Source organism: Dyella sp. 333MFSha (assembly GCF_900102405.1).
Lineage (GTDB): Bacteria > Pseudomonadota > Gammaproteobacteria > Xanthomonadales > Rhodanobacteraceae > Luteibacter > Luteibacter mycovicinus.
Window position 1 is genome coordinate 1,110,932 of sequence record NZ_FNBR01000002.1, and the last position, 22,482, is coordinate 1,133,413.

The window sequence follows — 22,482 nt, forward strand, 5'->3', positions numbered from 1 at the left end:
TCACTTGCCTCCGGTCGCGGCGGTCATTACGGCTTCCTGAGTGGCGCCGTGGGCTTCGAGCAAGGCGGTCGCCTTTCCTTCGTGCATGACGAGGATGCGATCGCTCATGGCGAGCACCTCCGGCAGTTCCGACGAGATCATGAGGATGGCTACGCCCTGTTCCGCGAGTTGATTGATGATGTGATAGATCTCGGCCTTGCCGCCGACGTCGACGCCGCGCGTGGGTTCATCGAGGATGAGCACACGCGGTTTCAACGCCAGCCACTTGGCCAGCACGACCTTCTGCTGGTTGCCGCCGGAGAGCGCACGGACATCCAGCTCCATGTCGCGCGTACGGATCTTCAGCGCGTCGATCAGACCGCGCGTCTGTTTTTTCTCACCCGGGCGATCGACCAGTCCCGCGTGCGCGGGAACGCGCGGCAGGCTGACGTTTTCGCGCAGGCTCATGTCGAGGACGAGGCCCTGGGCCTTGCGGTCTTCGGTGACGAAACCGAGGCCGGCCTGGATCGCCTCGGTCGGCGTCTTCGGGGTCACCGTGACGCCGTCGAGCGACACCTGGCCCGACCCGGCCTTGTCCAGACCGAACAGCAGGCGCGCAAGCTCGGTGCGTCCCGCACCGAGCAGGCCGGCGACGCCGAGCACTTCGCCCGCGTGCAGGTCGAAGCTCACGTCCTTCACCATACCGCCCGAGAGGTGCTCGACCTTCAGACGTACCTCGCCGATCTTCGGCGTGCGCGCCGGGAAGCGTGCGTCGAGCGTACGCCCGACCATCATCTTCACGACCTCGTCGAAGGCCAGGCCCGGCACGTCGCGCGTGCCGACGAACTGCCCGTCACGCAGGATCGAGATGCGATCGCACAGCGCGAAGATCTCTTCCATGCGATGGGAAACGTACACGATGCCGGTGCCCTGTTCGCGCAGTTCACGGATCAGCTTGAACAGCGTATTGGTCTCGCTTTCGGTAAGCGCGGCCGTCGGCTCGTCCATGATCAGCACGCGTGCGTTCTGGCCCAGCGCGCGGGCGATCTCGACCATCTGCTGCTGGCCGACCGACAGTCGCTCGATGCGCGTGTCCGGATCCAGTCGGGTCATGCCGACGCGCGCCAGCCATTCCATCGCGCGCTTCGTCATCGCCTTGCGATCGAGCAGGCCGAAACGCGAAAGCTCGCGTCCGAGGAAAAGATTGTCCGCGATGCTGAGCGCGGGAATCAGGTTCAGTTCCTGGTGGATGATCGCGATGCCGTACTTCTCGGCCTCGGCGGGCGAGGTGATCGACACCGCCTGCCCGTCCACGTCGATGCCGCCCTGGTCGGGCGCGTAGATCCCCGTGAGGATCTTCATCAGCGTGGACTTGCCGGCGCCGTTCTCGCCCATCAGCGCATGGACTTCGCCGCGGACGAGTTCGAAGTCGACGCCTTCGAGCACCTTGACCGGACCGAAGGCCTTGTGGATGTCGTGCATCCTGACCAGTGGCGGGGATGCACTCATCAGAAGGTCACGCCCGCATGCAGGATCACGTTGGCGTACGGCGCCGTTTCCCCCGTGCGCACGACGGCGACCGCGCGCGCGGTCAGGCGCTTGAAGTCCTCGTGGCTCACTTCCGAGCGCGTCACGCCCTGATTCGCCAGGCGCCCGACCAGCGCGACGAGCGCGGGATTCTTCTCGTGGATCTCGCTGGCGACCGTCACGGCCTCCACCGCCAGCTCCGCATAGATCGCATCGAAGACCTGCGCGAACGACGGCGTACCCGGCAGCACGGCCAGGTCGATGCACGGCACGCCGTGCGGCACCGGCAGGCCGACATCACCGATCACCAGCGTGTCGGTATGGCCCATCGCGGCGATGATGCGGTTGAGTTCGGCATGGAGCAGCCCGCTGCGTCTCATCAGTGTGTCTCCAGGAATGCCGTGACCTCGTCGAGGCGCGGCATGCCGCCCTGGGCGCCCAGGCGCGAGACGGCGATCGCGGCGGTGGCGCAGGCTTTGCGCACGGCCACGTCGAGACCCTCGGCGAGGAACACCGCGAGCGCGGCATTGAAGGTGTCACCGGCGCCGGTGCTGTCCACCGCGTCGACCCTGAAACCGCCCTGATGGCGCGGCTCGTCGTCCTTGTCACGGAACCACGCGCCGTCTTCGCCACGGGTCAGCACGACCGGGCAGGGAGCGAGACGCATCAGTTCACGGAAATCGGTATCGCCCGGCTGGCCGAGCACCATCGCGAGTTCGTGCTGGTTCGGCGTAAGAAAGCGCACGCGCGACAGCCACTCGACCGGCAGCTTCTGCGCCGGAGCGGGGTTGAGAATGATCGCAACGCCTTCCTCGTGCGCGATGCGCAGCGTGGCTTCGACGGCGTCCAGCGGAATCTCCAGCTGTACCAGAACGGCGTCGGCGCCGCGGATGAGCTCGCGGGCGGCTTCGACGTGCGCAGGGGTGACGCGGCCATTGGCGGCGGGCACGACGACGATCTGGTTCTCGCCACCGGCGACCGTGATCGACGCGGTACCGCTGCCGATACCGTCGATGCGAGTCACGTGGCTGACGTCGATGCCCTCGGCGACGAGACCGTCGTAGAGCTGCTCACCGAACGCGTCGTCGCCCACGCAGCCGACCATGCTTACCGATGCACCGAGGCGCGCGGCGGCCACCGCCTGATTGGCGCCTTTGCCACCGGGGATGGTGAGGAAGCGTTCGCCGGTCAGCGTTTCGCCCGGCGCGGGGAAGCGCGGCGCAAGCGTGACCAGATCCATGTTGATGCTGCCGACGACAACGATTCGCGTCATGCCTCAAGTGCTCCGGATGGTGACTGCGGAACGTCCGTTGTTTCGCCAGGGGATGGGATGGCGCGCAAATATACGCCTTTACGCGCGTGTGTGGCTTTCACGCGCGTGCTTTCCATCCTCCGCTACCGGGAGAGGCCTCTGGAGTCGAGTTCGGCGAGGTATGCAGGCCACGAGGTGTCGTAGGCACGGCCAAGGTCGTACAGCGTATCCCAGCCGAAAATACCGCTGGCATGGCCGTCGTCGAAGCGAATCAAGACGCCATAGTGACCAGTGGGCTCAAGGGCGCTGATGCCGACGTGACGCTTGCCGTGCACGAGCACTTTCTGTCCGGGACCGTGGCCCTGGACTTCGGCGCTGGGGGAATTGACGCGAAGGTACTCGCAGGGAAGTTCGAACCGCTCGCCGTTGTCGAAGGTGACTTCGAGAAAGCGCGAGGCGGCGTGGAGAACGATATCGACGGGTCGCGGGCGTTGCATGGGCTGGTCGCTAGTGAGCGCGACCAAACCCATCGCCCGTACCCTGCTCCAGCGGTGGCGGATCGCCCGCCACAGCCAGCAGGGACGTCGCGTAAGCGTCTTCCATGCTCACGGTCGACACTTCATCCCACGAGAAGAACGACGGCTCACGCAGCCATTCCGCGTCGGGAGTGATCTCCTGCATGTTGAAGCCTTCGTCGTCGGCGCTGACCAGCCGGCCGATGTAGCAGACCTCGGACTCGTCTTCGCTGTCGACGTGCACGCCGATCACCGGCGCGTGCGCCGAAGCGGCCTTGACCACCTGCGCGATGTCGTCGAGCGGGAAATCCGCCGGTGGCGTGGGCTTGATGCCCTTCAGCGCGAGCGCCTTTTCGAGGAAGCCCGCGTGTTTATCCGGCGCCTCGAATTCGGAGATGTCGCGGTGCCGCATGATGTACATGCCGTCGTAGCTGACACCATCGCCGATGACCCACAACAGGAAGAACTCGCGGCCGACTCCGCCGACATAGCCGCAGAAGCTGCCGTGCTCGAGTTCGCCGCGCCACAGACGGATCAGCTGCTGCGAGTCCTGCGCTTCACGCAGGCTCGCACGCTGACCGTTGGTTTTGAGTTGAATAACCTTGCCCATATCGGTCAATAGTTTACCAGAGGGGGCGCCCTCGATGTTTAGAGGATGTAACGGCTCAGATCCTCGTCCTTGACCAGCGACGAGAGATTTTTATCGACATATTCGGCGTCAATCAGATATTTTTCGCCGGACTTGTCGGCCGCTTCGAAAGAAATTCTCTCGAGCAGGCGCTCCATCACCGTATGCAGGCGGCGGGCGCCGATGTTCTCCGTGCGCTCATTGACCTGAAACGCCACGTCGGCGAGGCGATCGACACCGGTCTCGGTGAACTCCAGCGTGACCCCTTCGGTTTGCAGCAGCGCAACATACTGCTTGGTCAGCGCGTTGTTCGGCTCGCGCAGGATCCGCTTGAAATCCTCCACCGACAGGGCGCTCAACTCGACGCGGATCGGCAGGCGACCCTGCAGTTCAGGGATGAGATCCGACGGCTTGGCCAGCGAGAACGCGCCCGAGGCGATGAACAGGATGTGATCGGTCTTGATCGCGCCGTACTTGGTCGAGACGGTCGAGCCTTCCACCAGCGGGAGCAGGTCGCGCTGTACGCCTTCGCGGCTCACGCCCGCGCCGCCCCACTCGGAGCGCTGGGCCACCTTGTCGATCTCGTCGATGAAGACAATACCGTTCTGCTCGGCGATGTCCACGGCGCGGCTGCGCAGTTCTTCGTCGTTGAGCAGCTTGCCGGCTTCTTCCTCGACCAGCAGCGGACGAGCGGCACGGATGGTGAGCTTGCGCTTCTGCGACTTGGCGCCGCCCAGGTTCTGGAACATCTTGCCGAGCTGCTGGCTCATCTCTTCCATCCCCGGCGGGGTCATGATCTCGACGCCGACGTTCATGGCGAAATCCAGTTCGATCTCGCGGTCGTCCAGCGCGCCTTCGCGCAGCTGCTTGCGCAGCTTCTGCCGGGTGTCGCTGTCGATGGCCGTCACGTTGGAGCCGGTGTCGTCCCAGCCGGAGGCCGCCTGTCGGCGCGGCAGCAGCGCGTCGAGCAGACGATCCTCCGCGGCGTCCTCGGCCTGGCTGCGCACACGGCTCTTCGCCTGGTCGCGCACCAGCTTGTACGAGACATCGGCCAGATCGCGGATGATCGACTCCACGTCCTTACCGACGTAGCCCACTTCGGTGAATTTGGTCGCTTCGACCTTCACGAATGGCGCATTGGCCAGCGTGGCCAGGCGACGGGCGATTTCGGTCTTGCCCACGCCGGTTGGGCCGATCATCAGGATGTTCTTCGGGGTCACCTCTTCGCGCATGCCCGGTTCCAGCTGCATGCGGCGCCAGCGGTTGCGCAGGGCGATGGCGACGGCGCGCTTGGCGTCGTTCTGGCCGATGATGAACCGGTCCAGCTCGTTGACGATCTCGCGGGGAGTGAGTTCGGACATGGGCTCAGAGCTCTTCGATCGATGTGTTGTGGTTCGTATAAATGCAGATATCGCCAGCGATCTTGAGCGCTTTTTCGACGATCGTGCGTGCATCCAGCTCGGTGTTTTCCATCAGGGCCAGCGCGGCGGACTGCGCATAAGGGCCACCGGAGCCGATGGCGATCAGGCCATGCTCGGGCTCGAGGACGTCGCCGTTGCCGGAGATCAGCAGCGACGCGTCCTTGTCGGCCACGGCCAGCATGGCTTCGAGCCGGCCGAGGCGACGGTCGGTGCGCCATTCCTTGGCCATCTCGACGGCGGAGCGGGTAAGATTGCCGCCGTGCTTGACCAGCTTCTCCTCGAACAGCTCGAACAGGGTGAAGGCGTCAGCCGTGGCGCCGGCGAACCCGGCCAGGACGTCGCCCTTGCCGAGGCGGCGCACCTTGCGGGCGTTGGCCTTCATCACGGTGTTGCCGAGGGTGACCTGTCCGTCACTGCCGATGACGACCTTGCCGTCGCGGCGGACGCAGACGATGGTCGTGGCGTGCATCGGTTCCATAGTGCGTTCCTTGGGGGAGTCGGCAAGAGGTGGGGCCGCAGGGGGCCCGACCCAAGGCGTGAAGAGCTCGCGCGCATGGCGCGCTCCTACCCTTTGCGTTTCGCCCGTGGATGCGCCGCGTCGTAGACCCTGGCCAGATGCTGGAAATCGAGGTGGGTATAGATCTGTGTGGTGGCGATGTCCGCATGGCCGAGCAGCTCCTGCACCGAGCGCAGGTCGCCGGAGGACTCGAGCATGTGGCTGGCGAAGCTGTGCCGGAGCATGTGCGGGTGCACCCGTTTGGCCTGCCCGCTGGAGAGCCTGGCCAGGCGAAGCTGGACCGCCCTCGCCCCGATCGGGGCACCGCCCCGGCCCTTGAAGACGGGATGCTCCGGGCCCGCCTCACCCAGCGCGGCGAGCGCCTTCAGCGCGGCGACGGCAAAGCGGCCCACCGGCAGGATGCGCGTCTTGTTGCCCTTGCCGAGCACGCGCACCTGTCCGTCTTCCAGGTCCAGGTCGCCCCAGCGCAGGCCGCAGAGTTCCGACAGGCGCAGGCCGCTCGAATAGAACAGCTCCATCATCGCGGTGTCGCGCGGGGCCAGCGAGCCGCCGAGATTGGTTTCGACCAGCTCCTTGGCCTCGTCGGCGTCCAGCACGACGGGAAGCTTGCGCCTGACCTTCGGCCCGCGGACGCCCAGCGCCGGGTCGTGGGCCAGCTGCCCTTCGCGGGTGAGGTAACGAAACAGCGTGCGGAACGCGGAAAGAAGCCGCTGCAGGCTGTTGGGCTCCAGGCCCTTGGCCTGCTTGTTACCTTTCTCGGGCAAGGGCCGGTGCAGCCGTGCGATCAGTGTGCGCAGCCGGTCGGGCGTGAGGGCGTCGAACGACGACAGCCCCTCGGCATCCATATAAGCGATCAGCTTGTCGAGGTCGCGCCGGTACGCGGCAAGCGTATGCGCCGATGGCACACGCTCGGCTTCGAAATGCCGAAGGAAGGCTTCGACGGCCTCGCGCGGGGTCACGCCGCCTTCCGGGCCCGTTCGATGGCCGAGCCGACCGTGGTCGAAATCATGTTGAGGAACAAGGTGCCCATGCCCGGATGAAAGCGGTCCGCGTCGGCGCTGCCGATGGCCAGGAGCGCGTCCGGGCCCACGCGCATCAACGCGGCGGAGCGCACGTCGGGTGCCGCGTCGCCGAACAGGCGGTGCAGCTTGTCCGGCGCAAGGCGGCCCGCCACCGGGTCGCCATGTTCCAGAAACGAAGCGAATTCCGGCAGGCCCGCCGTACCGCGCGGTTCGCGCAGCAGCCACGGCTCGTCCGGCAGGCCCGCAAGGTCGCCGAAGAAGACGAGGCGAATGCGTTCCGACTGGAAGTCCTCGGTCAACCGGCTGACCACGTTGCGTACGGTTTCCTCGACGTCGCGTGAGCTGAGCAGTGCCAGCATCAGGCCGTGCACGCGACGCATCAGCGCCTCGTTGTCACCGGCGATACCGGTGAGGTCCTTGAGGCGGCGCTCCAGTTCGGCGTTCTTCTCGCGCAGGCCGCGCAGCTGGCGTACGGCCAGCGAGGTGGCCGGCCCGTTGCTGCTCGGCAGCGTCAGCGCGTCGGCGAGATCGGGGTAGTCGGCGAGGAAGTCCGGATGCCGCCGCAGGTAGGACGCGACGGTGGCTGGTTTGATGTCGCCGTCGATCGCGGAGTCGGTCATGGGTACTTCCTCGGTTGTGCTGGGTAGAGCATCGCGCGCGGGGCGCGCTCCTGCGGGTGCCGGTCGCAGTGTGCCGCTTTAGCGGGCTGGCGTCACACTTCGCCTTCAAAGACAAAGGCGGCGGGGCCGGTCATCCAGAGTGTATGGCCGGGGCCCTGCCACTCGATGGTCAGGGAGCCGCCGGGCAGGTCGATGCCGACGACGGTGCCGGTGAGGCCCAGCGCGTGGGCCACCGCGGCGGCCGCGCAGGCACCCGTGCCACAGGCCTGCGTCCAGCCGCTGCCCCGTTCATGCACGCGCAGGCGGATGCGGTCGGGCCCGAGGCGCTGAGCGAAGCCGACGTTGGCACCCTGGGGGAACACCGGATGGGCGGTGAGCAAGGGCCCCAGGCGATCGACGCGCGGATCCGAGACATCGTCGACGAAGACCACCGCATGCGGGTTGCCCATGGAAACCGCGCCGAAGCTGACGTCTTCTCCATCAAGCTCGACGGTGTAGGTCGCATGGGCGGGGCGGTCGAGCGGGATCGACGACGGCACGAAGTCAGGCTCACCCATGTCCACCACGACGCGACCTTCCTCCAGCACACGGACGGTGACCGGGCCGGAGGGGCTCTCCAGTCGGACGTCGGTGTCGCGCCCGATCACACCATCGCGGAACAGCCAGGCGGCCACACAACGGACACCGTTACCGCACTGCCCCGAAGGCGTGCCGTCGGCGTTCCAGATGCCGTAGTAGAAAGCGCAGGACGGATCGCGCGGCGGCTCGATGCTGATCAGCTGATCGAAGCCGATGCCGGTGTGGCGATCGGCCAGCGCGGCGATACGCGCCGCATTCGGCACGCGGCCGGCGTCTTCACGCCAGTCGACGATCACGAAATCGTTGCCGATCCCATGCATCTTGGTGAAGCGCGACGTCATGGCGACTTACTGGTGAATGACCGAGTTGAACGGTGACGACGTCGTCGAGATCGAAGCCGGCGACTCGGCCGTCGTGGTGGCGTGCGCGGGCTGCACGCCGGCCTGCGGCTTGGCCGTGCCGGCTGGGGCGGGCGGCGGCGGAAAATACAGATTGCCCTTCTGGCCGCAACCGGACAGGCCGGCGACGGAGGCAGCGACGAGGGCAAGCGGGAGGATAAGTCGGCGCATGGGCGATTCCCCGAAAACGGCGGCCAGTATAGCCCCGGCTCCGGTCAAAGCGCCTTTTCGAAGCGAAGCGCGTCCGCGCCATCGGCGTAATACGCCGCGTACTCGCCGATCCGCTGGTAACCGAGACGCTCGTAGAGGCGGATGGCGACCGCGTTGTCCTTGCGGACTTCGAGGCGCAGTGCCCGGCAACCACGCGACCGTGCCGCATCCTCGCAGGTCTCGACCAGCGCGGAACCCACACCCTTGCCCTGTGCCTGGGGCGTGGTCGCCAGCGAATAGAGGCGGGCGATAGTGGTGGCCTTGCGGAAGAACACCACGGCGGTACCGAGGAACCGGCGATGGTTGGCGCTGGCGACGAGCACCAGGGCGGTTTCGGAATCCAGGTGTTTGCGGTACTGGGCGCGACTCAGACGATCCTGCGCGAAACTCGATTCTTCGAGCGCGACCAGATCGTCGAGATCGCTGACTTCGGCGCGTCGAACGCGCACCGCGGCGGTAACCGGGGGTGGACGCATGCGCTTGGGGACTCCGGCGCTGGAAGGAGGGGGAAACGGCAAGCGCGGCACTGTAGACCTCGGGGTCCGGCGGATCAATGACTTTTTCATGAATTCGTTCAAGAGAACGTCGGCGGATGCCTTGTGCGTCGCGACATCGCGGCACACACTGCGGCACCGACGAAGCGAACGACTCCCGGTGGGGTCGGTACGAGGCATTCGTCGTCTGTCGAGGTCTCATGAGCCGGCTCGTCATCGTCGTGGAGAAAGCCTCGGACTGGGGCTCGTATTACCCGTCCGCGAATGTCGTCAGTGCTATGGACTATCTGCGCGAGCCGGTCGGCGGCGACGACGAACGTACCCACGTCATCAACCTCTGTCGCAGCTACAAGTACCTGGGCACGGGCTATTACGTGTCGCTGCTGGCCGAAGCGCGCGGTCACAAGGTCATTCCCTCCGTGCGCACGGTGAACGATCTTCGCCGTCGTTCGCTGTATGGCCTGGACATCGACGATCTCAACCAGAAGCTGTCCAACTTCCTGCCTGCCGGTGGCCGTGACACGACCGACTTCGGAGTGCTCGTCTATTTCGGCGAGACGGCCTATCCGGATCTGCAGGATCTTGCGAGGCAGCTGTTCGAGATGTTCCCCTGCCCGCTGATGCGCATCGAATTCGAGCGCGAGCGGGTGTGGCAGGTATCGGCGATCAAGCCGGTCGGCCTGCACACGCTGGACGATGCGCAGGAAGACGCTTTCGCGCAGGCGCTGGACAAGTTCTCGAAGAAACTCTGGCGCAAGCCGCGTGCGCGTCGTCGTTTCCGCTACGACATCGCGATGCTGGTCGATCCGAACGAAACGATGCCGCCGTCGAACAAGAAGGCGCTGAAGCACTTCATCGAAGCGGGTAAACACCTCGGGATCGAGGTGGACCCGATCGGCAAGAACGATTACCAGCGTCTGGCCGAATACGACGGCCTTTTCATTCGTGAAACCACGGCGAGCGACAACCATACCTATCGTTTCGCGCATCGTGCGGAGAAGGAAGGCATGGTGGTGATGGACGATCCGACGTCGATCCTGCGCTGCACGAACAAGATCTTCCTCAACGACCTCATGGTGGCGCGCAAGCTGGCGACGCCGGCGACCGAGATCATCTACCGCGACGATGCCAGGCGTCTGCACGAGCTACCCGATCGCCTCGGCCTGCCGATCGTGCTGAAGATTCCCGATGGGTCGTTTTCGCGTGGTGTCGTCAAGGTCGAGACACGCGAGGCCCTGGAAAAAGCCGCCGGCGAACTGTTCTCGCACAGTGCGCTGCTGATCGCGCAGGAATACCTGTACACCGAGTACGACTGGCGTATCGGCGTACTCAACCACGAGCCGCTTTATGCGTGCCAGTACTACATGTCGCGCGGCCACTGGCAGATCTACAACCACGGCGCCAAGGGCACGGCCAAGTCGGGCGGGTTTCGGACCGTGCCCGTGCGTGACGCGCCCCCGGAAGTGGTGAAGCTGGCGCTCAAGGCGACGCAGACCATTGGCGACGGTCTCTACGGGGTCGACCTGAAGCAGGTCGGCGACAAGCCGGTGGTGATCGAGGTCAACGACAACCCGTCGATCGATGCGGGTGTCGAGGATGCCTACCTGGGCGAGGACCTGTACCTGCGGATCATGCAGGAGTTCCTGCGCCGGCTGGAGCTGAAGCGGCTGGGCATCCCGACCTGAGGCGGATCACCGCCGAAACAGGGCCACCAGCAGCGACACCGGCAACCCCGGCTTCATCGCCACCAGCACGCTGGCCGGCGCCAGCAGCAACCAGAACACCGGCGTCCAGCCCAGTGTCTCGCTATGCCCCGACAACGGGGTGACCAGCAGCACCAGGGTGCCAAGGGCCAGCCAGACCATGGCGATCAGTGCACGGATACGGCGGGGCGAGAGCGTGTCGTTCATGGCGGCATTCCGGAAGACGAGGTGTCGAGGTGGAGGCTAGGCGCCCCGCGTCTCAAAATCCGCGACCCGTTGACCCGCCGTTGATGCCGACCGGCGGAAGCTAGCCCCATGAAACGAATCCCGATGACGTTACTCGTGGTGGCCGGCATGGCGACTGCCTCCTGCGCGGCCGACGCGCCCCTCAAGGCCGTCGATCACGTCGACCTGCCCCGTTACATGGGCACCTGGTACGTCATCGGCAACATTCCCAACTTCGCCGAGCGCGGCAAGGTCGCCACCGCCGACGAGTACCGGCTGAAGCCGGACGGGACCATCGAGAACCTCTACCACTACCGGAAGGGCTTCGATAAGCCCGAGAAGATCTGGCACGGCAAGGCATGGCTGCCCGATCCGAAGGACACCGCCCGCTGGAAGGTCCAGCTGCTCTGGCCGTTCCGCTCCGACTACACGATCCTGGCCCTCGACCCCGATTACCGGGTGACCATGGTCGGCCTGCCTTCGCGGAAGCTGCTGTGGATCATGTCGAAGGACCGGACCCTGGACGACGCGTCGTATCAGCGTCTGCTCGAGCAAGCGCGGGCGCAGGGTTTCCCGGTGGAGCAGATGCGTAAGGTTCCGCAACGTCCCGAAGACGCGGGCAAGCCCGGATTCCAGTAGCCGTTGCTAGAATCCGCGCACGGATCGTGAGTCCGGATCGAGAGCCAGGAGCCTCCATGAGCGCTGAAGCGCACCGTTACGCCGTCTTCGGTCACCCGATCGCGCATTCGCTGTCCCCGCAGATCCATGCCGCCTTCGCCGGGCAGATGGGCATCCGGCTGAGCTACGAGGCTATCGATGCCGCGCCCGCCGAATTCGAAGAAGCCGTCCGCCGGTTCTTCGCCGAGGGTGGCCTGGGCGCCAACGTGACGCTTCCCCACAAGGAAGCCGCTTTCGCGCTGGCCACCGAGCGCACCGACGCCGCCGCCCGCGCGGGTGCGGTCAACACCCTCACCGCGCTGGTCGGCGGCAAGATTCAGGCACACAACACCGACGGCAGCGGATTCGTCCGCGACGTCACCGAGCGCCACTCGCTCGATCTGCGCGGCCATGACGCCCTGCTACTGGGTGCCGGCGGCGCGGCCAAAGCCGTGGCCTGGGCCCTGATGGACGCCGGCGCGCAGACGCTGACCATCGTCAACCGCACGCCCGAGCGCGCCGACGCTATCGCCGACGCCATCGGCGAACCTGCCCGCTGCCATACGCGCTACTGGGACGGCCTCGACGGCGAGTGCTTCGATCTGGTCGTCAACGCGACCTCCATCGGCGTCACCGGTGGCACCTTCGACCTGCCGATGTCGATCCTGCAGGACCACAGCACCTGCTATGACCTGTGCTACGGCGCCGCCGCGGCGAGCTTCAAGGGCTGGGCGACGGCCGCCGGCGCGCGCTACTTCCGTGATGGTCTGGGCATGCTGATCGAGCAGGCCGCCGACGCGTTCGAGCGTTGGCATGGCCAGCGGCCGGATACGGATCCGGTGTATCAGCTCCTTCGCCAGCGGTTCTGATCGTGGTGATGGCCTGCCGCACCGGCTGCGGGGCCTGCTGCATCGCTCCGTCCATCAGCTCACCCATCCCCGGCATGCCGAACGGCAAGCCGGCGGGGGTGCGCTGTATCCAGCTGACCGATGACAATCGCTGTGCGATCTTTGGAAAACCGGAGCGTCCGAAGGTGTGCGGCGGGCTTCGACCCGATCCCAGCATGTGCGGCCCCGACAGGAATTACGCCGTCGCATGGCTCGACAGGCTGGAACAAGCGACGAGCCCATGATCACGCCTGGTGTCGGCCCGCTCAGCTTGAGATGAGGTCTTGCTACAAACGTCAGGGCGCGTCCGCAGTCTTCACTCGAGCCCAGGCAAGCCGTGCGAACGGATGTTTTCAGCGAACCAGTTGGCGAATCCCCAGCGCGACGATGACCGATCCACAGATCCGGTCGATCCACGCCTTGCCGCGACGGTAGCGGGCGGCCACGCTCGGGGTGGCGAACACCACTGCGACGAAGCCGTACCAGAGCGAGGCGACCACCGCGACAGTGGCGATCATGCCGATGAAAGTCGGCAACGACACATGCTTCGGTGCCGCCGATGCGAACACGGCCGCATAGAACGCCATCGATTTCGGATTCGCGATATTGGTCGCGAAGCCGGCGCGGAAGGATTGCAGACAGCTGCTCTTCTCCTGCTGCATGACCGCGGTGCCCGCACTGCCCGCCTTCACCAGCAGGCGTCCACCGAACCAGATGAGGTAAGCGGCGCCCGTCACCTTCACCGCCAGGGCGATCCACGGGAAGGTGGCGAACACGATGCCGATGCCGAGAATCGCGCAGCTGGCCCAGAACAGGTTGACCACCACCACGCCGCCGACCATGGCCAGTGCCTCGCGATGACTGGTGGAGGCCGCCTTGTGCGCCACTGCGACGAAGTTCGGTCCCGGGATGACCACGCCCACCGCGTAGACGGAGAAGACAGTGGCGATGGCGGCCCAGTCGATCATGGGGCAGGAACTCCGCGCTGGGGAAGGCGATACCAGAAGGTAGCGACTTCCGGCCTCCATGTCATCGCCCCGGATGGATGGCACCTTGAAAGGGCACGGACGGCTAAACGTCCGCGCGAAGATCGAAAGATCCTGCGTCGGTCGACACGGTCACATATTCGTCGACCGTCAACCAGCCGTCATCTGCGAGTAAACGACGTTACATGCGCAGCCATGAGTCTCATCGGTTCATTCCTCCAGGGACCCCACCCGATGACGTTCGCACGTGCTTCGCTTCGTCGTACCGCACTTGCCACAGCGCTTGCACTTTCGCTGCACGCCGGCTTCGTCCACGCTTCCGATGACGACAAGGGCAGCCCCGCCGCCGACACGTCGGCAGCCACGAACAAGGATCCCAAGCAGCTCGAAGCCGTCTCGGTCATCGCACCGGGCGAAACGCGGCAGGTTCAGAGCATCGGCATCGACGAGATCGTGCGTCAGCAGACGCCGGGCACCAGCGCGTTGAAAGCACTGGATAAACTGCCGGGCGTGCAGTTCCAGTCCGCCGATCCCTGGGGCGCCTACGAGTGGTCCACGCAGATCACGCTGCACGGCTTCGATCAGTCGCGCCTGGGCTTCACCCTCGACGACATTCCGCTGGGCACCATGGGTTATGGCGTGACCGACGGCCTGCAGGTCACCCGCGCGATCACCTCGGAGAACCTGGCGACGGTGGAACTGGCGCAGGGTGCAGGTGCGCTGGGCACCGCCTCCAACACCAACCTCGGTGGCACCGTGCAGTTCTATTCGGCCGACCCGGATATGAAGCCGGGCGTGCGCTTCAATCAGGTCATGGGTTCCGACTCCACCAGGCGCACCTTCGTGCGTGCGGACAGCGGTGACTACCACGGCTTCTCGATGTACGTATCGTTCGATCACGCCGATACCGACAAATGGAAGGGCTATGGCGACCAGAAGTCGAACCAGGCCAATCTCAAGGCGTTGTACCAGTGGGGTGACGGCAACCGCGTGAGCCTGTTCGTCGACAGCAGCAAACGTAAGGAATACGACTACATGGATCTGTCCCTGACCAGCCAGAAGGCGCTGGGCTGGAACTGGGACTATCTGCAGCCGGACTGGAACACGGCGGTCGGTATCGCCAATGCGCTGAACGGCAACGGCGCGTATCCCGCCTCGCTCAATGTGCTGCCGGCCGACTACGACAAGGGCGACGCCACGTATTACGCCGGTGGCGGTATCCGTCGTGACACCCTCGCCGGGCTGTCCGGTTCATTCAACCTGGGCGGCGGCGTCACACTCGATACGACGGGTTACTATCACGCCGATCGCGGCGAAGGTCAGTGGGCCACGCCGTATCAGGCGTCCTCACCCACCGTGCCCATCTCGATGCGCACCACCGACTACGGCCTCGATCGCTACGGCCTGACCTCGGCTCTGAAGTTTTCGCTGGGCAACAACGACATCGAAGTCGGCGTGTGGGGTGAAAACGCCAACACCAATCAGGAACGCAACTTCTTCACACTCAGCGGCCAGTACACCTCGCTGTACACCGTGTACAACGACCAGTCGCCGTTCCTGCGCGCGTTCCTGCAGCATTACGAGACCAGGACCCGCATGGGTTATGCGGAGGACACGATCCATCTTCTCGACGACGCCCTGACGATCAACGTCGGTGCGAAGTCGCTGCGCGTGACCACCGATGCCACCTCGCTCGTGCCGACCACCGCGTTCGCGCAAGGGCAGATGAAGGCGAGCAAGGGCTTCCTGCCGCAGGCTGGTGTCGACTACAAGCTCGACGCCAATCAGGACATCTATGGTTCGTACGCGAAGAACATCGCCGCGTTCGGCATCACGCCCTTCAGCACGTCGCAGGCGTCGTTCGATGCGGCGAAGAGCCAGCTGAAGCCGGAAGAGTCGCAGACCTGGCAGGTCGGTTACCGCGCACACGGCGAAACTTTCGAGGCATCGCTTGGCCTTTTCTATACGCGTTTCGAAAACCGACTGCTCGTCACCACGCCGTGCCCGGCCGTGGTCACCTGCGCCTCCTCGCTCAACAACGTCGGTGACGTGAAGAGCAAGGGCGCCGACCTCGCCTTTCTGTGGAAGCCGGTCAGCGGTCTGAGCTGGCTCAACTCGCTCTCGTACAACAACTCGAAGTACCAGGACGACTACCAGAACGCCGGTACCGTCGCGACGGCGGACAAGTACGTGGTCGGCGTGCCGAAGACGATGTTCTCCAGCTCGGTCAACTACGAGTTCTCCGGCTGGCGCGCCAACCTCGAAGCCAAGTACACCGGTCGCCGCTACATCACGTATACGAATGACTCGGCCGTGCCGTCGTACTGGGTGGCCAACGCCGGTATCGCGTACGACTTCGGCGCGGTCTCGGTGTTCAAGGCGCTGAGCATCGGTGCCAACGTCACCAACCTGTTCGACAAGCGCTACTTCGCCTCCACCGGTACCAACGGCTATGTCGCCTCCGACCCGGACGGCTACAACCAGACCTTGATGGCCGGCGCGCCGAGGCAGTACTTCGTGAACCTCAACGCGCAGTTCTGACCGGTTACTTAAGGCCCACCGTCGCGGAATTGAAACAATGGGGCGGGAACATGTCCCGCCCGCCGGGGCCGTCCGACAGGGGGCCGGCCTGGTCGCGGGCGGTTCCCCCCGGATCTCCCCATGTCCAAGCCAAACATCGCCGCGGTTCCCCTCCGCGCGATCATCACCATGGTTATCGCGGCTGCGGCCCTCGCCGGTACAGCCGCGGTCATTTTGCACCAGCGTACGACCGCCACGGCCGAAGCCAGCCTGGCCGATCTCGCAGCGGCCGCTCCCGCGAACGCGGGCAGCGACCCGTCGGGCGTCGACATCCTGCTGGGGCTCGCTCGTGACGCCTCGCGCGAAGGAAGGCTGATCGCCCCTCAGGGCAACAATGCCTACGAGTACTACCTCAGCGTGCTGCAGCTGGAAGCGAACAACGCCACCGCGCAGGACGCGCTGCGTGAGACGCTGCCGTTTGCCTCCAGGGAAATCGAGCGGCAGATCAACCGTCGTGAACTGGAAGACGCGCGGCGCGAGATCGCCTTGCTTCGCGACTACGATCCGACCAACTACACCCTGATCATTCTGGGCGCCAAGCTCGATGCCCAGCAGCAGGTGATCACGGCCGAGGACGAGGCCAGGGCCGAGCAGATCCGCCGCCGCAACGGCTGAACGATCGATGGAGGTGCGACGGGATTCATGAACCGTCGCACCCTCCGGCGGCATAATCCATGCTCCCCCAGGCAAGGAGCCTCGCCCCATGCATCGTCTCGCTGTTCTGTTTTTCACCGCCGTGCTCGGCGCCGCCGCCCTCGTGGCCTGCCAGACGGCTCCGGCCGCTCAGCCGAAACCCGTCGCCGGGTTCGTCACCGACATGAAAGCCTTCGACGCGTTCATCGCCACGAAGCCGACGCCGGCGCAGTTCCACGCGGCCTATCCCGATGTCACGCTGGTCACTCCGGACATGATGAGCACCCGGGAAATGCGCCAGAACAACAGCCGTTACTTCCCCAAGCTGGACAGCGAAGGCCGGATCATCGGCGGCTCGTTCATGTAACCGGCCGGGCGGGTCGATGGCGCGAGGGTTTAGAATCGCGCCATGACCCACTCGATCCGGCCCTTCAAGGGCATCCTTCCCCGCCTTGGCGCCCGCGTATACGTCGACCCGGCCGCCACGGTTATCGGCGATGTCGAACTGGCCGACGATGTCTCGGTCTGGCCCGGCGCGGTGGCCCGCGGTGACGTGCACCACATCCGCATCGGTGCGCGCAGCAATCTGCAGGATGGCGCGATCATTCACGTCACGCACGACGGCCCATACAGCCCGGGCGGCTTCCCGACGATCATCGGTGAGGACGTCACCATCGGCCATGGGGCGGTCATCCACGCCTGCACCATCGAGGATGCCTGCCTGATCGGCATCCACGCGACCGTGCTCGACGGCGCGGTCGTGAAGAAATACGGCTTCGTCGGCGCGGGGACGGTCATCCCGCCGGGGAAGATCGTGGGCGAGCGCGAACTCTGGCTGGGCAATCCCGGCAAGCTGGTCCGCGTGCTGAGCGACAAGCAGGTCGAACAGCTCTATTACTCGGCCGCCAACTATGTGCGCCTGAAAGACGACTACCTGGCCTGACAGGCCCTGAACGTTGCGGCCGGCGCGACGCACTGCCGCTTGATTTGCCTCCCTCAGGGCTCCACGCTGGGTGCCTGAGAGGAGATCGACCATGGATACCAGCACCAACCCGCTTCTTGATCCGAACGGCCTGACGACGTTCTCGGCCATCCGTCCGGAACATGTCGAGCCGGCCATCGACACCCTGATCGCCGCCGAACGTGCCGCTATCGATGCCATCGCGGCGGCCGACGCGCCGCGCGACTTCGAGCACGTGATCCTGGCCCAGGAGCGCCTCGACCAGACCATGTCGCGCGCCTGGTCGCCCGTCAGCCACCTGCACTCCGTCGCCGACTCCGAAGCGCTGCGCAAGGCGCATGGCGCCGCGGAAGAAAAGCTCACTGAGCATGGCATGGAAGTCGGCCAGAACCGCAACCTCTACGCCGCCGTGCAGGCCGTGGCCGACCGTGCGGATTTCGCGGAGCTGCCGGTCGCCGAGCGCGCGGCCGTCGAGCACGCGCTGCGCGATTTCCGCCTGTCCGGCGTCGCGCTCGAAGAGCCTGCGCGCACCCGTTTCCGCGAGATCGGCGTCGAGCTGTCGCGGCTGACCACCGAGTTTTCCAACGCCGTGCTCGATGCCTCCGAGGCCTGGCACAAGCACATCACCGACGAACGCGACCTGGCCGGTATCCCGGCGTCGGGCCGGGCGGTGCTGCGCGAATACGCACGGGAAGAAAAACTCGACGGCTACCTCGTCACCCTGAAACAGCCCAGCGTGCAGGCTGTGCTGACCTACGCCGAAAACCGCGATCTGCGTGAGGCCGTCTACTACGCCTACCAGACCCGCGCCTCGGACCAGGGCCCGGACAAGGGCAAGTTCGACAACTCCGGGCGCATCGAGAAGATCGTCGCGCTGCGGCACGAGGCCGCCCAGCTGCTCGGCTTTGCCAACGCCGCCGAAGAATCGCTGGCGACCAAGATGGCCACCTCGCCCGAGGTCGTGCTTCGCTTCCTGCGCGACCTCGCCGCGCGGGCCAGGCCGGTCGCGAAGAAGGAACTGGAAGAGCTCCGCCACTTCGCCTCCGAGACACTGAAGATCGACAACCTCGAGCCATGGGACGTCGGCTTCGCCGCCGAGCGCCTGCGCCAGCAGCGTTATGCGCTGGACGAGGAACAGATCAAGCCGTACTTCCCGGCCTCCGCAGCCATCGACGGCCTGTTCATGGTGGTGGAGCGTCTGTACGGCGTCCGCTTCGTGCCGCGCGACGACGTGGACACGTGGAACAAGGATGTGAAGTACTACGACGTGGTCAATGCCGACGGCAGCGTATTCGCCGGTGCCTACCTCGACATGTACGCGCGCTCGGGCAAGCGCGGCGGCGCCTGGATGGACGTCGCCGCCTCGCGTTTCCGCGACGGCGAGCAGCTGCAGCTGCCGATCGCCTACCTGACCTGCAACTTCCCGCCGCCGACCGATGGCGCGCCGGCGCTGCTCACCCACGACGACGTGCTCACCCTCTTCCACGAGTTCGGCCATGGTCTGCATCACATGCTGACCGAGGTGGATATTCCGTCCATCAGCGGCATCGAGGGCGTGGAATGGGATGCCGTGGAACTGCCCAGTCAGTTCATGGAAAACTTCGCCTGGGATCGTCAGGCCCTGCGCGAATTCGCCCGCCATTACGAGACGGGCGAGCCGCTTCCGGATGAGCTGTACCAGCGGATGCTCGACGCGCGCCACTTCCACGCCGGCTTGTTCCTGGTCCGGCAGCTGGAGTTCGGCCTGTTCGACTTCCTGCTGCATCTCGAGTACGACCCGGCCGTCGGCGCCCGTCCGATGGACGTGCTGGAGAAGGTTCGCCATGAAGTGGCCGTGCTGCATCCGCCGGCCTGGCAGCGTTTTCCGCACGCCTTCACCCATGTCTTCGCCGGCGGCTATTCGGCCGGGTACTACAGCTACCTGTGGGCCGAGGTCCTGTCCGCCGACGCGTTCGAGCCCTTTGAGGAAGCTGGCGTGCTCGACCGGGCGACCGGCGAGCGGTTCCGCAAGGAAGTGCTGGCGGTCGGCTCGACCCGGCCGGCGCTGGCGTCGTTCACGGCGTTCCGCGGCCGGGAACCTCAGCCCGACGCGCTGTTGAAGAGCTACGGCCTGGCCTGAACTCCCGGCGGGAGCTGGCGTCCACCGCCCTAGCCGCGCGCAGCTTTCCTTTACAATGGCGCGATGAAGATCGCGTCGTGGAACGTCAACTCGCTCAAGGTCCGCCTGCCCCATGTCCAGCAATGGCTGGGGGAGGCGCAGCCCGACATACTGGCGTTGCAGGAAACCAAGCTCACCGACGACAAGTTCCCGGCGGACGAAATCGCCGCGATGGGCTATCGCTCGGTGTTCTCCGGGCAGAAGACCTATAACGGCGTCGCCATCCTCGCCAGAGAGGAGCTGACCGATGTCGTCACCGACATCGACGGCCTGGACGATCCGCAGCGCCGGATCCTGGCGGCTACCGTCGGCGACATCCGCGTCGTGAACCTGTACGTGGTGAACGGCAAAGCGCTGGGTGACGAGAAGTACACCTATAAGCTGCACTGGCTGGCGCGGGTACGTGATTTCCTCGAGGCCGAGCGCGCCAGGCACGAGAAGCTGGTCGTTCTCGGCGATTTCAACATCTGCCGCGACGATCGCGACGTCTACGATCCCGTGGCATGGGGCGAGGACATCTTCTGCTCGCCGCCGGAACGCGCCGCCCTGCAGGCGCTGCTGGACGTCGGTCTTCACGACAGTTTCCGTCTTTTCAACGAAGATGCCGGCCTTTTCAGCTGGTGGGATTACCGCCAGGCGGGATTCCGCCGCAACCTCGGTCTGCGGATCGACCTCATCTTGATCAGTGATGCGCTCAAATCCCTGGCGACCTCGTCGATCATCGACAAGGCACCGCGCACGTGGGAACAGCCGTCCGACCACGCGCCCGTCGCGCTGGAGTTGAAGCTTTGAACACACCCAAGTCCGAATGGCCGAGCTCGCTGGATGACGCCGAGCTCGAAAAACTCGACATCTATCTGCGCGCCCACGGCAACGACGGCGATCTGATGCTCGACGGCGTCCATGGCCTGTTGTCGGCGATCGCGGTCGGTCCGCTCGAGGTCAAGCCTGAGGAATGGCTGCACGAAGTGCTGCACGACGCTTTCGAGGACGAAGACGAAGGCAATGCCGTGCTCGCCCTGCTCGCCAAGCTCAACGATTCGATCAGCGCCGAGCTCGACGTCGACGCCTACGAGCCGATTCTCGGTGAAATCGATACCGAGGATGGCCCGATGCTGTCGGCGGCCGGCTGGTGCGAAGGTTTCAGCCGCGGCATCGACATGCGTGCGCAGCTTTGGGAAAACCGCCTGGCCGAAGACGCGAATCTGATGCAGTTGCTGGGACCGATCATGGCCCTGGCGGTCGATGAGGGCGTGCTGCAGGCGGATGCGGAGTTCGAGAAACTGACCGACGACGAATACGACGAATGCCTGGGTCAGCTGCCCGAGGTGCTCAATGCCGTCGGTGAGTACTGGCGGACCAACGGCCCGACCGAAGACGAGCTCAAGGCGATGACCCGCCCGCGCGGCGAGAACGAAGACGGTCCGCCGCGGCAGCGTTCCGGACACTGGGTGCACTGAGCACATCGCCGGCCCTGACGGCGATCCGTGCGGCAGTGCAGCCATTCGCGGAACAGTCCGTTCTTGTCAGACGACTTGGTCTCCCGTGTGAATACCGGCATCTTTTAGCGATCGAATCCGGAGCACCGTCATGACCCAACGAACCATCGTCCGCCGCGTGCGCGGCATGGATACCGCCGACGGCGCCGGCGTGAAGCTGAAGCGTGTCATTGGCCAGCCGGCCCTCGACATGCTCGACCCGTTCCTGCTGCTGGACGAGTTTCGTTCGGATCAGGCGGGCGACTACATCGAAGGCTTCCCGGACCACCCGCATCGCGGCTTCGAAACCGTGACCTACATGCTCGCCGGTCGCATGCAGCATGGCGACAACAAGGGCAATCGGGGTGACCTCGGTCCCGGCAGCGTCCAGTGGATGACCGCCGGTAGTGGCCTGATTCACTCCGAGATGCCGCAGCAGGAAGCCGGCCTCATGTGGGGCTTCCAGCTGTGGGTGAACCTGCCCGCCTCGGACAAGATGATCGCCCCGCGTTACCAGGACATTCCGCCCGGTGACATTCCGGTCGTGCAACCTGCCGATGGCGTGACGGTTCGCGTGGTCGCCGGTGAACTGGCTGGCGCGACGGGACCCGTATCGGGCATCGCCACCCAGCCGGTCTATCTGGACATCGCCCTCGACGCTGGCGCCCGTTTCGATCTCAGCCTCCCCGAGGGGCACAGTGCGTTCGCCTACGTTTTCGACGGCACCTCGGCGACGGTCGCGGACGGGCCGCTGGCGCGCAGCGAACTGGCCGTGCTCTCGAAGGGAGATACGGTCAGCTTCGCCGCCGACGAAGCCGCGCGTGTCCTTCTCGTGGCGGGGCGGCCGCTGGACGAGCCGGTTGCCCGCTACGGCCCGTTTGTCATGAATACTCCAGCACAGATTCACGAGGCGATCGCCGATTTTCGCGCCGGCAAGTTCTGATTCCGCGATGATCCGAAACTGAACAAATGCCATGAGTTCCCTCCGCCGTTTAACCGGCGGACGGGAAGGCCTAGCTACGATCGGCCCCCTACGCATTCGCGAAGGTTTC

The 22,482-nt window shown here is 65.4% G+C and carries 26 protein-coding genes; 12 read left to right on the forward strand and 14 right to left on the reverse strand.

What is annotated here, in order from left to right:
- The 12 genes from BLT40_RS12260 to BLT40_RS12315 all read right to left on the reverse strand — a co-directional run bounded on the left by BLT40_RS12260 (position 1) and on the right by BLT40_RS12315 (position 9,144).
- Positions 1-1,488, reverse strand: coding sequence for a sugar ABC transporter ATP-binding protein (locus tag BLT40_RS12260; protein WP_143025879.1), 1,488 nt, complete (start codon positions 1,486-1,488; stop codon positions 1-3).
- Positions 1,488-1,886 carry a D-ribose pyranase gene (rbsD, locus tag BLT40_RS12265; RefSeq protein ID WP_036108987.1) on the reverse strand — a complete coding sequence of 133 codons (399 nt, stop codon included), beginning with the start codon at positions 1,884-1,886 and terminating at the stop codon, positions 1,488-1,490. Before rbsD ends, BLT40_RS12260 begins: the two co-directional genes overlap by 1 nt.
- Complete coding sequence (gene rbsK, locus BLT40_RS12270; RefSeq protein ID WP_036108986.1) at positions 1,886-2,779, reverse strand: ribokinase; 894 nt, start codon at positions 2,777-2,779, stop codon at positions 1,886-1,888. Before rbsK ends, rbsD begins: the two co-directional genes overlap by 1 nt.
- 122 nt (positions 2,780-2,901) lie before the next feature.
- Positions 2,902-3,255 (reverse strand): gamma-butyrobetaine hydroxylase family protein, encoded by a 354-nt coding sequence (locus tag BLT40_RS12275; RefSeq protein WP_036116873.1) that lies wholly within the window; start codon positions 3,253-3,255, stop codon positions 2,902-2,904.
- 10 nt (positions 3,256-3,265) lie between these two features.
- A complete protein-coding gene (locus BLT40_RS12280) occupies positions 3,266-3,883 on the reverse strand; it encodes a hypothetical protein (RefSeq protein WP_036108984.1) in 618 nt (205 codons plus the stop codon).
- Between the two features lie 38 nt (positions 3,884-3,921).
- Positions 3,922-5,262 carry an ATP-dependent protease ATPase subunit HslU gene (gene hslU / locus BLT40_RS12285; protein ID WP_036108981.1) on the reverse strand — a complete coding sequence of 447 codons (1,341 nt, stop codon included), beginning with the start codon at positions 5,260-5,262 and terminating at the stop codon, positions 3,922-3,924.
- 4 nt (positions 5,263-5,266) lie between these two features.
- Complete coding sequence (hslV, locus tag BLT40_RS12290; RefSeq protein WP_090353449.1) at positions 5,267-5,800, reverse strand: ATP-dependent protease subunit HslV; 534 nt, start codon at positions 5,798-5,800, stop codon at positions 5,267-5,269.
- Between the two features lie 86 nt (positions 5,801-5,886).
- Positions 5,887-6,798: a tyrosine recombinase XerC gene (locus tag BLT40_RS12295; RefSeq protein WP_043696888.1), complete on the reverse strand. Its 912-nt coding sequence runs from the start codon at positions 6,796-6,798 to the stop codon at positions 5,887-5,889.
- Positions 6,795-7,481, reverse strand: coding sequence for a DUF484 family protein (locus BLT40_RS12300; protein WP_036108969.1), 687 nt, complete (start codon positions 7,479-7,481; stop codon positions 6,795-6,797). The genes BLT40_RS12295 and BLT40_RS12300 overlap by 4 nt, the downstream gene beginning before the upstream one ends.
- 92 nt (positions 7,482-7,573) lie before the next feature.
- The gene (dapF, locus tag BLT40_RS12305; RefSeq protein ID WP_090353452.1) at positions 7,574-8,401 is read right to left on the reverse strand and encodes a diaminopimelate epimerase; all 828 of its coding nucleotides are present in this window, start codon (positions 8,399-8,401) and stop codon (positions 7,574-7,576) included.
- A gap of 6 nt (positions 8,402-8,407) precedes the next feature.
- Complete coding sequence (locus BLT40_RS12310; RefSeq protein ID WP_043696893.1) at positions 8,408-8,629, reverse strand: LPS translocon maturation chaperone LptM; 222 nt, start codon at positions 8,627-8,629, stop codon at positions 8,408-8,410.
- Between the two features lie 44 nt (positions 8,630-8,673).
- Entirely contained in the window at positions 8,674-9,144 is a 471-nt protein-coding gene (locus BLT40_RS12315) for a GNAT family N-acetyltransferase (protein WP_090353456.1), read from the reverse strand.
- A 218-nt stretch (positions 9,145-9,362) separates the two neighbouring features.
- On the opposite strand from BLT40_RS12315, the gene BLT40_RS12320 reads away from it, so the two are divergent.
- Positions 9,363-10,847, forward strand: coding sequence for a RimK family protein (locus BLT40_RS12320; RefSeq protein ID WP_090353457.1), 1,485 nt, complete (start codon positions 9,363-9,365; stop codon positions 10,845-10,847).
- A gap of 6 nt (positions 10,848-10,853) precedes the next feature.
- Here the strand turns inward: BLT40_RS12320 and BLT40_RS12325 are convergent, their stop codons facing one another.
- Positions 10,854-11,072 carry a hypothetical protein gene (locus BLT40_RS12325; RefSeq protein WP_090353460.1) on the reverse strand — a complete coding sequence of 73 codons (219 nt, stop codon included), beginning with the start codon at positions 11,070-11,072 and terminating at the stop codon, positions 10,854-10,856.
- A gap of 108 nt (positions 11,073-11,180) precedes the next feature.
- On the opposite strand from BLT40_RS12325, the gene BLT40_RS12330 reads away from it, so the two are divergent.
- Genes BLT40_RS12330 through BLT40_RS12340 form a run of 3 tightly spaced genes read left to right on the forward strand, consistent with a single transcriptional unit; the run spans position 11,181 to position 12,879 of the window.
- A complete protein-coding gene (locus BLT40_RS12330; protein WP_081996663.1) occupies positions 11,181-11,729 on the forward strand; it encodes a lipocalin family protein in 549 nt (182 codons plus the stop codon).
- A gap of 56 nt (positions 11,730-11,785) precedes the next feature.
- Complete coding sequence (gene aroE / locus BLT40_RS12335) at positions 11,786-12,616, forward strand: shikimate dehydrogenase (protein ID WP_090353462.1); 831 nt, start codon at positions 11,786-11,788, stop codon at positions 12,614-12,616.
- Positions 12,617-12,624: 8 nt separating this feature from the next.
- Positions 12,625-12,879, forward strand: coding sequence for a YkgJ family cysteine cluster protein (locus BLT40_RS12340; protein ID WP_079521532.1), 255 nt, complete (start codon positions 12,625-12,627; stop codon positions 12,877-12,879).
- A 108-nt stretch (positions 12,880-12,987) separates the two neighbouring features.
- Here BLT40_RS12340 and BLT40_RS12345 read toward each other — a convergent pair whose 3' ends face one another.
- Positions 12,988-13,602 carry a LysE family translocator gene (locus BLT40_RS12345; protein ID WP_090353465.1) on the reverse strand — a complete coding sequence of 205 codons (615 nt, stop codon included), beginning with the start codon at positions 13,600-13,602 and terminating at the stop codon, positions 12,988-12,990.
- Between the two features lie 252 nt (positions 13,603-13,854).
- Here BLT40_RS12345 and BLT40_RS12350 point away from each other — a divergent pair, with 252 nt between their 5' ends.
- From BLT40_RS12350 to BLT40_RS12385, 8 genes are all read left to right on the forward strand, one after another.
- Positions 13,855-16,161: a TonB-dependent receptor family protein gene (locus BLT40_RS12350; RefSeq protein ID WP_090353467.1), complete on the forward strand. Its 2,307-nt coding sequence runs from the start codon at positions 13,855-13,857 to the stop codon at positions 16,159-16,161.
- Between the two features lie 120 nt (positions 16,162-16,281).
- Positions 16,282-16,815, forward strand: coding sequence for an energy transducer TonB (locus BLT40_RS12355; protein WP_255364003.1), 534 nt, complete (start codon positions 16,282-16,284; stop codon positions 16,813-16,815).
- An 88-nt stretch (positions 16,816-16,903) separates the two neighbouring features.
- A complete protein-coding gene (locus BLT40_RS12360) occupies positions 16,904-17,200 on the forward strand; it encodes a hypothetical protein (protein WP_036108943.1) in 297 nt (98 codons plus the stop codon).
- Positions 17,201-17,242: 42 nt separating this feature from the next.
- On the forward strand, positions 17,243-17,776 hold the full coding sequence (locus BLT40_RS12365) for a gamma carbonic anhydrase family protein (RefSeq protein ID WP_090353470.1): 534 nt from the start codon (positions 17,243-17,245) through the stop codon (positions 17,774-17,776).
- Between the two features lie 91 nt (positions 17,777-17,867).
- Positions 17,868-19,913, forward strand: a complete 2,046-nt coding sequence (locus tag BLT40_RS12370) for a M3 family metallopeptidase (protein WP_090353472.1) — start codon at positions 17,868-17,870, stop codon at positions 19,911-19,913.
- Positions 19,914-19,976: 63 nt separating this feature from the next.
- Entirely contained in the window at positions 19,977-20,744 is a 768-nt protein-coding gene (gene xth / locus BLT40_RS12375) for an exodeoxyribonuclease III (RefSeq protein WP_090353475.1), read from the forward strand.
- The gene (locus BLT40_RS12380) at positions 20,741-21,412 is read left to right on the forward strand and encodes a YecA/YgfB family protein (protein WP_090353480.1); all 672 of its coding nucleotides are present in this window, start codon (positions 20,741-20,743) and stop codon (positions 21,410-21,412) included. Before xth ends, BLT40_RS12380 begins: the two co-directional genes overlap by 4 nt.
- Positions 21,413-21,542: 130 nt before the next feature.
- Positions 21,543-22,373, forward strand: a complete 831-nt coding sequence (locus tag BLT40_RS12385; RefSeq protein ID WP_090353483.1) for a pirin family protein — start codon at positions 21,543-21,545, stop codon at positions 22,371-22,373.
- Positions 22,374-22,482: the final 109 nt, after the last annotated feature.

Excerpts from the sequence above, each read along its gene's own strand:
- BLT40_RS12260 (WP_143025879.1), bottom strand. The coding sequence starts at position 1,488 with ATGAGTGCATCCCCGCCACTGGTCAGGATGCACGACATCCACAAGGCC.
- rbsD (WP_036108987.1), bottom strand. The coding sequence starts at position 1,886 with ATGAGACGCAGCGGGCTGCTCCATGCCGAACTCAACCGCATCATCGCC.
- rbsK (WP_036108986.1), bottom strand. The coding sequence starts at position 2,779 with ATGACGCGAATCGTTGTCGTCGGCAGCATCAACATGGATCTGGTCACG.
- BLT40_RS12275 (WP_036116873.1), bottom strand. The coding sequence starts at position 3,255 with ATGCAACGCCCGCGACCCGTCGATATCGTTCTCCACGCCGCCTCGCGC.
- BLT40_RS12280 (WP_036108984.1), bottom strand. The coding sequence starts at position 3,883 with ATGGGCAAGGTTATTCAACTCAAAACCAACGGTCAGCGTGCGAGCCTG.
- hslU (WP_036108981.1), bottom strand. The coding sequence starts at position 5,262 with ATGTCCGAACTCACTCCCCGCGAGATCGTCAACGAGCTGGACCGGTTC.
- hslV (WP_090353449.1), bottom strand. The coding sequence starts at position 5,800 with ATGGAACCGATGCACGCCACGACCATCGTCTGCGTCCGCCGCGACGGC.
- BLT40_RS12300 (WP_036108969.1), bottom strand. The coding sequence starts at position 7,481 with ATGACCGACTCCGCGATCGACGGCGACATCAAACCAGCCACCGTCGCG.
- dapF (WP_090353452.1), bottom strand. The coding sequence starts at position 8,401 with ATGACGTCGCGCTTCACCAAGATGCATGGGATCGGCAACGATTTCGTG.
- BLT40_RS12310 (WP_043696893.1), bottom strand. The coding sequence starts at position 8,629 with ATGCGCCGACTTATCCTCCCGCTTGCCCTCGTCGCTGCCTCCGTCGCC.
- BLT40_RS12315 (WP_090353456.1), bottom strand. The coding sequence starts at position 9,144 with ATGCGTCCACCCCCGGTTACCGCCGCGGTGCGCGTTCGACGCGCCGAA.
- BLT40_RS12320 (WP_090353457.1), top strand. The coding sequence starts at position 9,363 with ATGAGCCGGCTCGTCATCGTCGTGGAGAAAGCCTCGGACTGGGGCTCG.
- BLT40_RS12325 (WP_090353460.1), bottom strand. The coding sequence starts at position 11,072 with ATGAACGACACGCTCTCGCCCCGCCGTATCCGTGCACTGATCGCCATG.
- BLT40_RS12330 (WP_081996663.1), top strand. The coding sequence starts at position 11,181 with ATGAAACGAATCCCGATGACGTTACTCGTGGTGGCCGGCATGGCGACT.
- aroE (WP_090353462.1), top strand. The coding sequence starts at position 11,786 with ATGAGCGCTGAAGCGCACCGTTACGCCGTCTTCGGTCACCCGATCGCG.
- BLT40_RS12340 (WP_079521532.1), top strand. The coding sequence starts at position 12,625 with ATGGCCTGCCGCACCGGCTGCGGGGCCTGCTGCATCGCTCCGTCCATC.
- BLT40_RS12345 (WP_090353465.1), bottom strand. The coding sequence starts at position 13,602 with ATGATCGACTGGGCCGCCATCGCCACTGTCTTCTCCGTCTACGCGGTG.
- BLT40_RS12350 (WP_090353467.1), top strand. The coding sequence starts at position 13,855 with ATGACGTTCGCACGTGCTTCGCTTCGTCGTACCGCACTTGCCACAGCG.
- BLT40_RS12355 (WP_255364003.1), top strand. The coding sequence starts at position 16,282 with ATGTCCAAGCCAAACATCGCCGCGGTTCCCCTCCGCGCGATCATCACC.
- BLT40_RS12360 (WP_036108943.1), top strand. The coding sequence starts at position 16,904 with ATGCATCGTCTCGCTGTTCTGTTTTTCACCGCCGTGCTCGGCGCCGCC.
- BLT40_RS12365 (WP_090353470.1), top strand. The coding sequence starts at position 17,243 with ATGACCCACTCGATCCGGCCCTTCAAGGGCATCCTTCCCCGCCTTGGC.
- BLT40_RS12370 (WP_090353472.1), top strand. The coding sequence starts at position 17,868 with ATGGATACCAGCACCAACCCGCTTCTTGATCCGAACGGCCTGACGACG.
- xth (WP_090353475.1), top strand. The coding sequence starts at position 19,977 with ATGAAGATCGCGTCGTGGAACGTCAACTCGCTCAAGGTCCGCCTGCCC.
- BLT40_RS12385 (WP_090353483.1), top strand. The coding sequence starts at position 21,543 with ATGACCCAACGAACCATCGTCCGCCGCGTGCGCGGCATGGATACCGCC.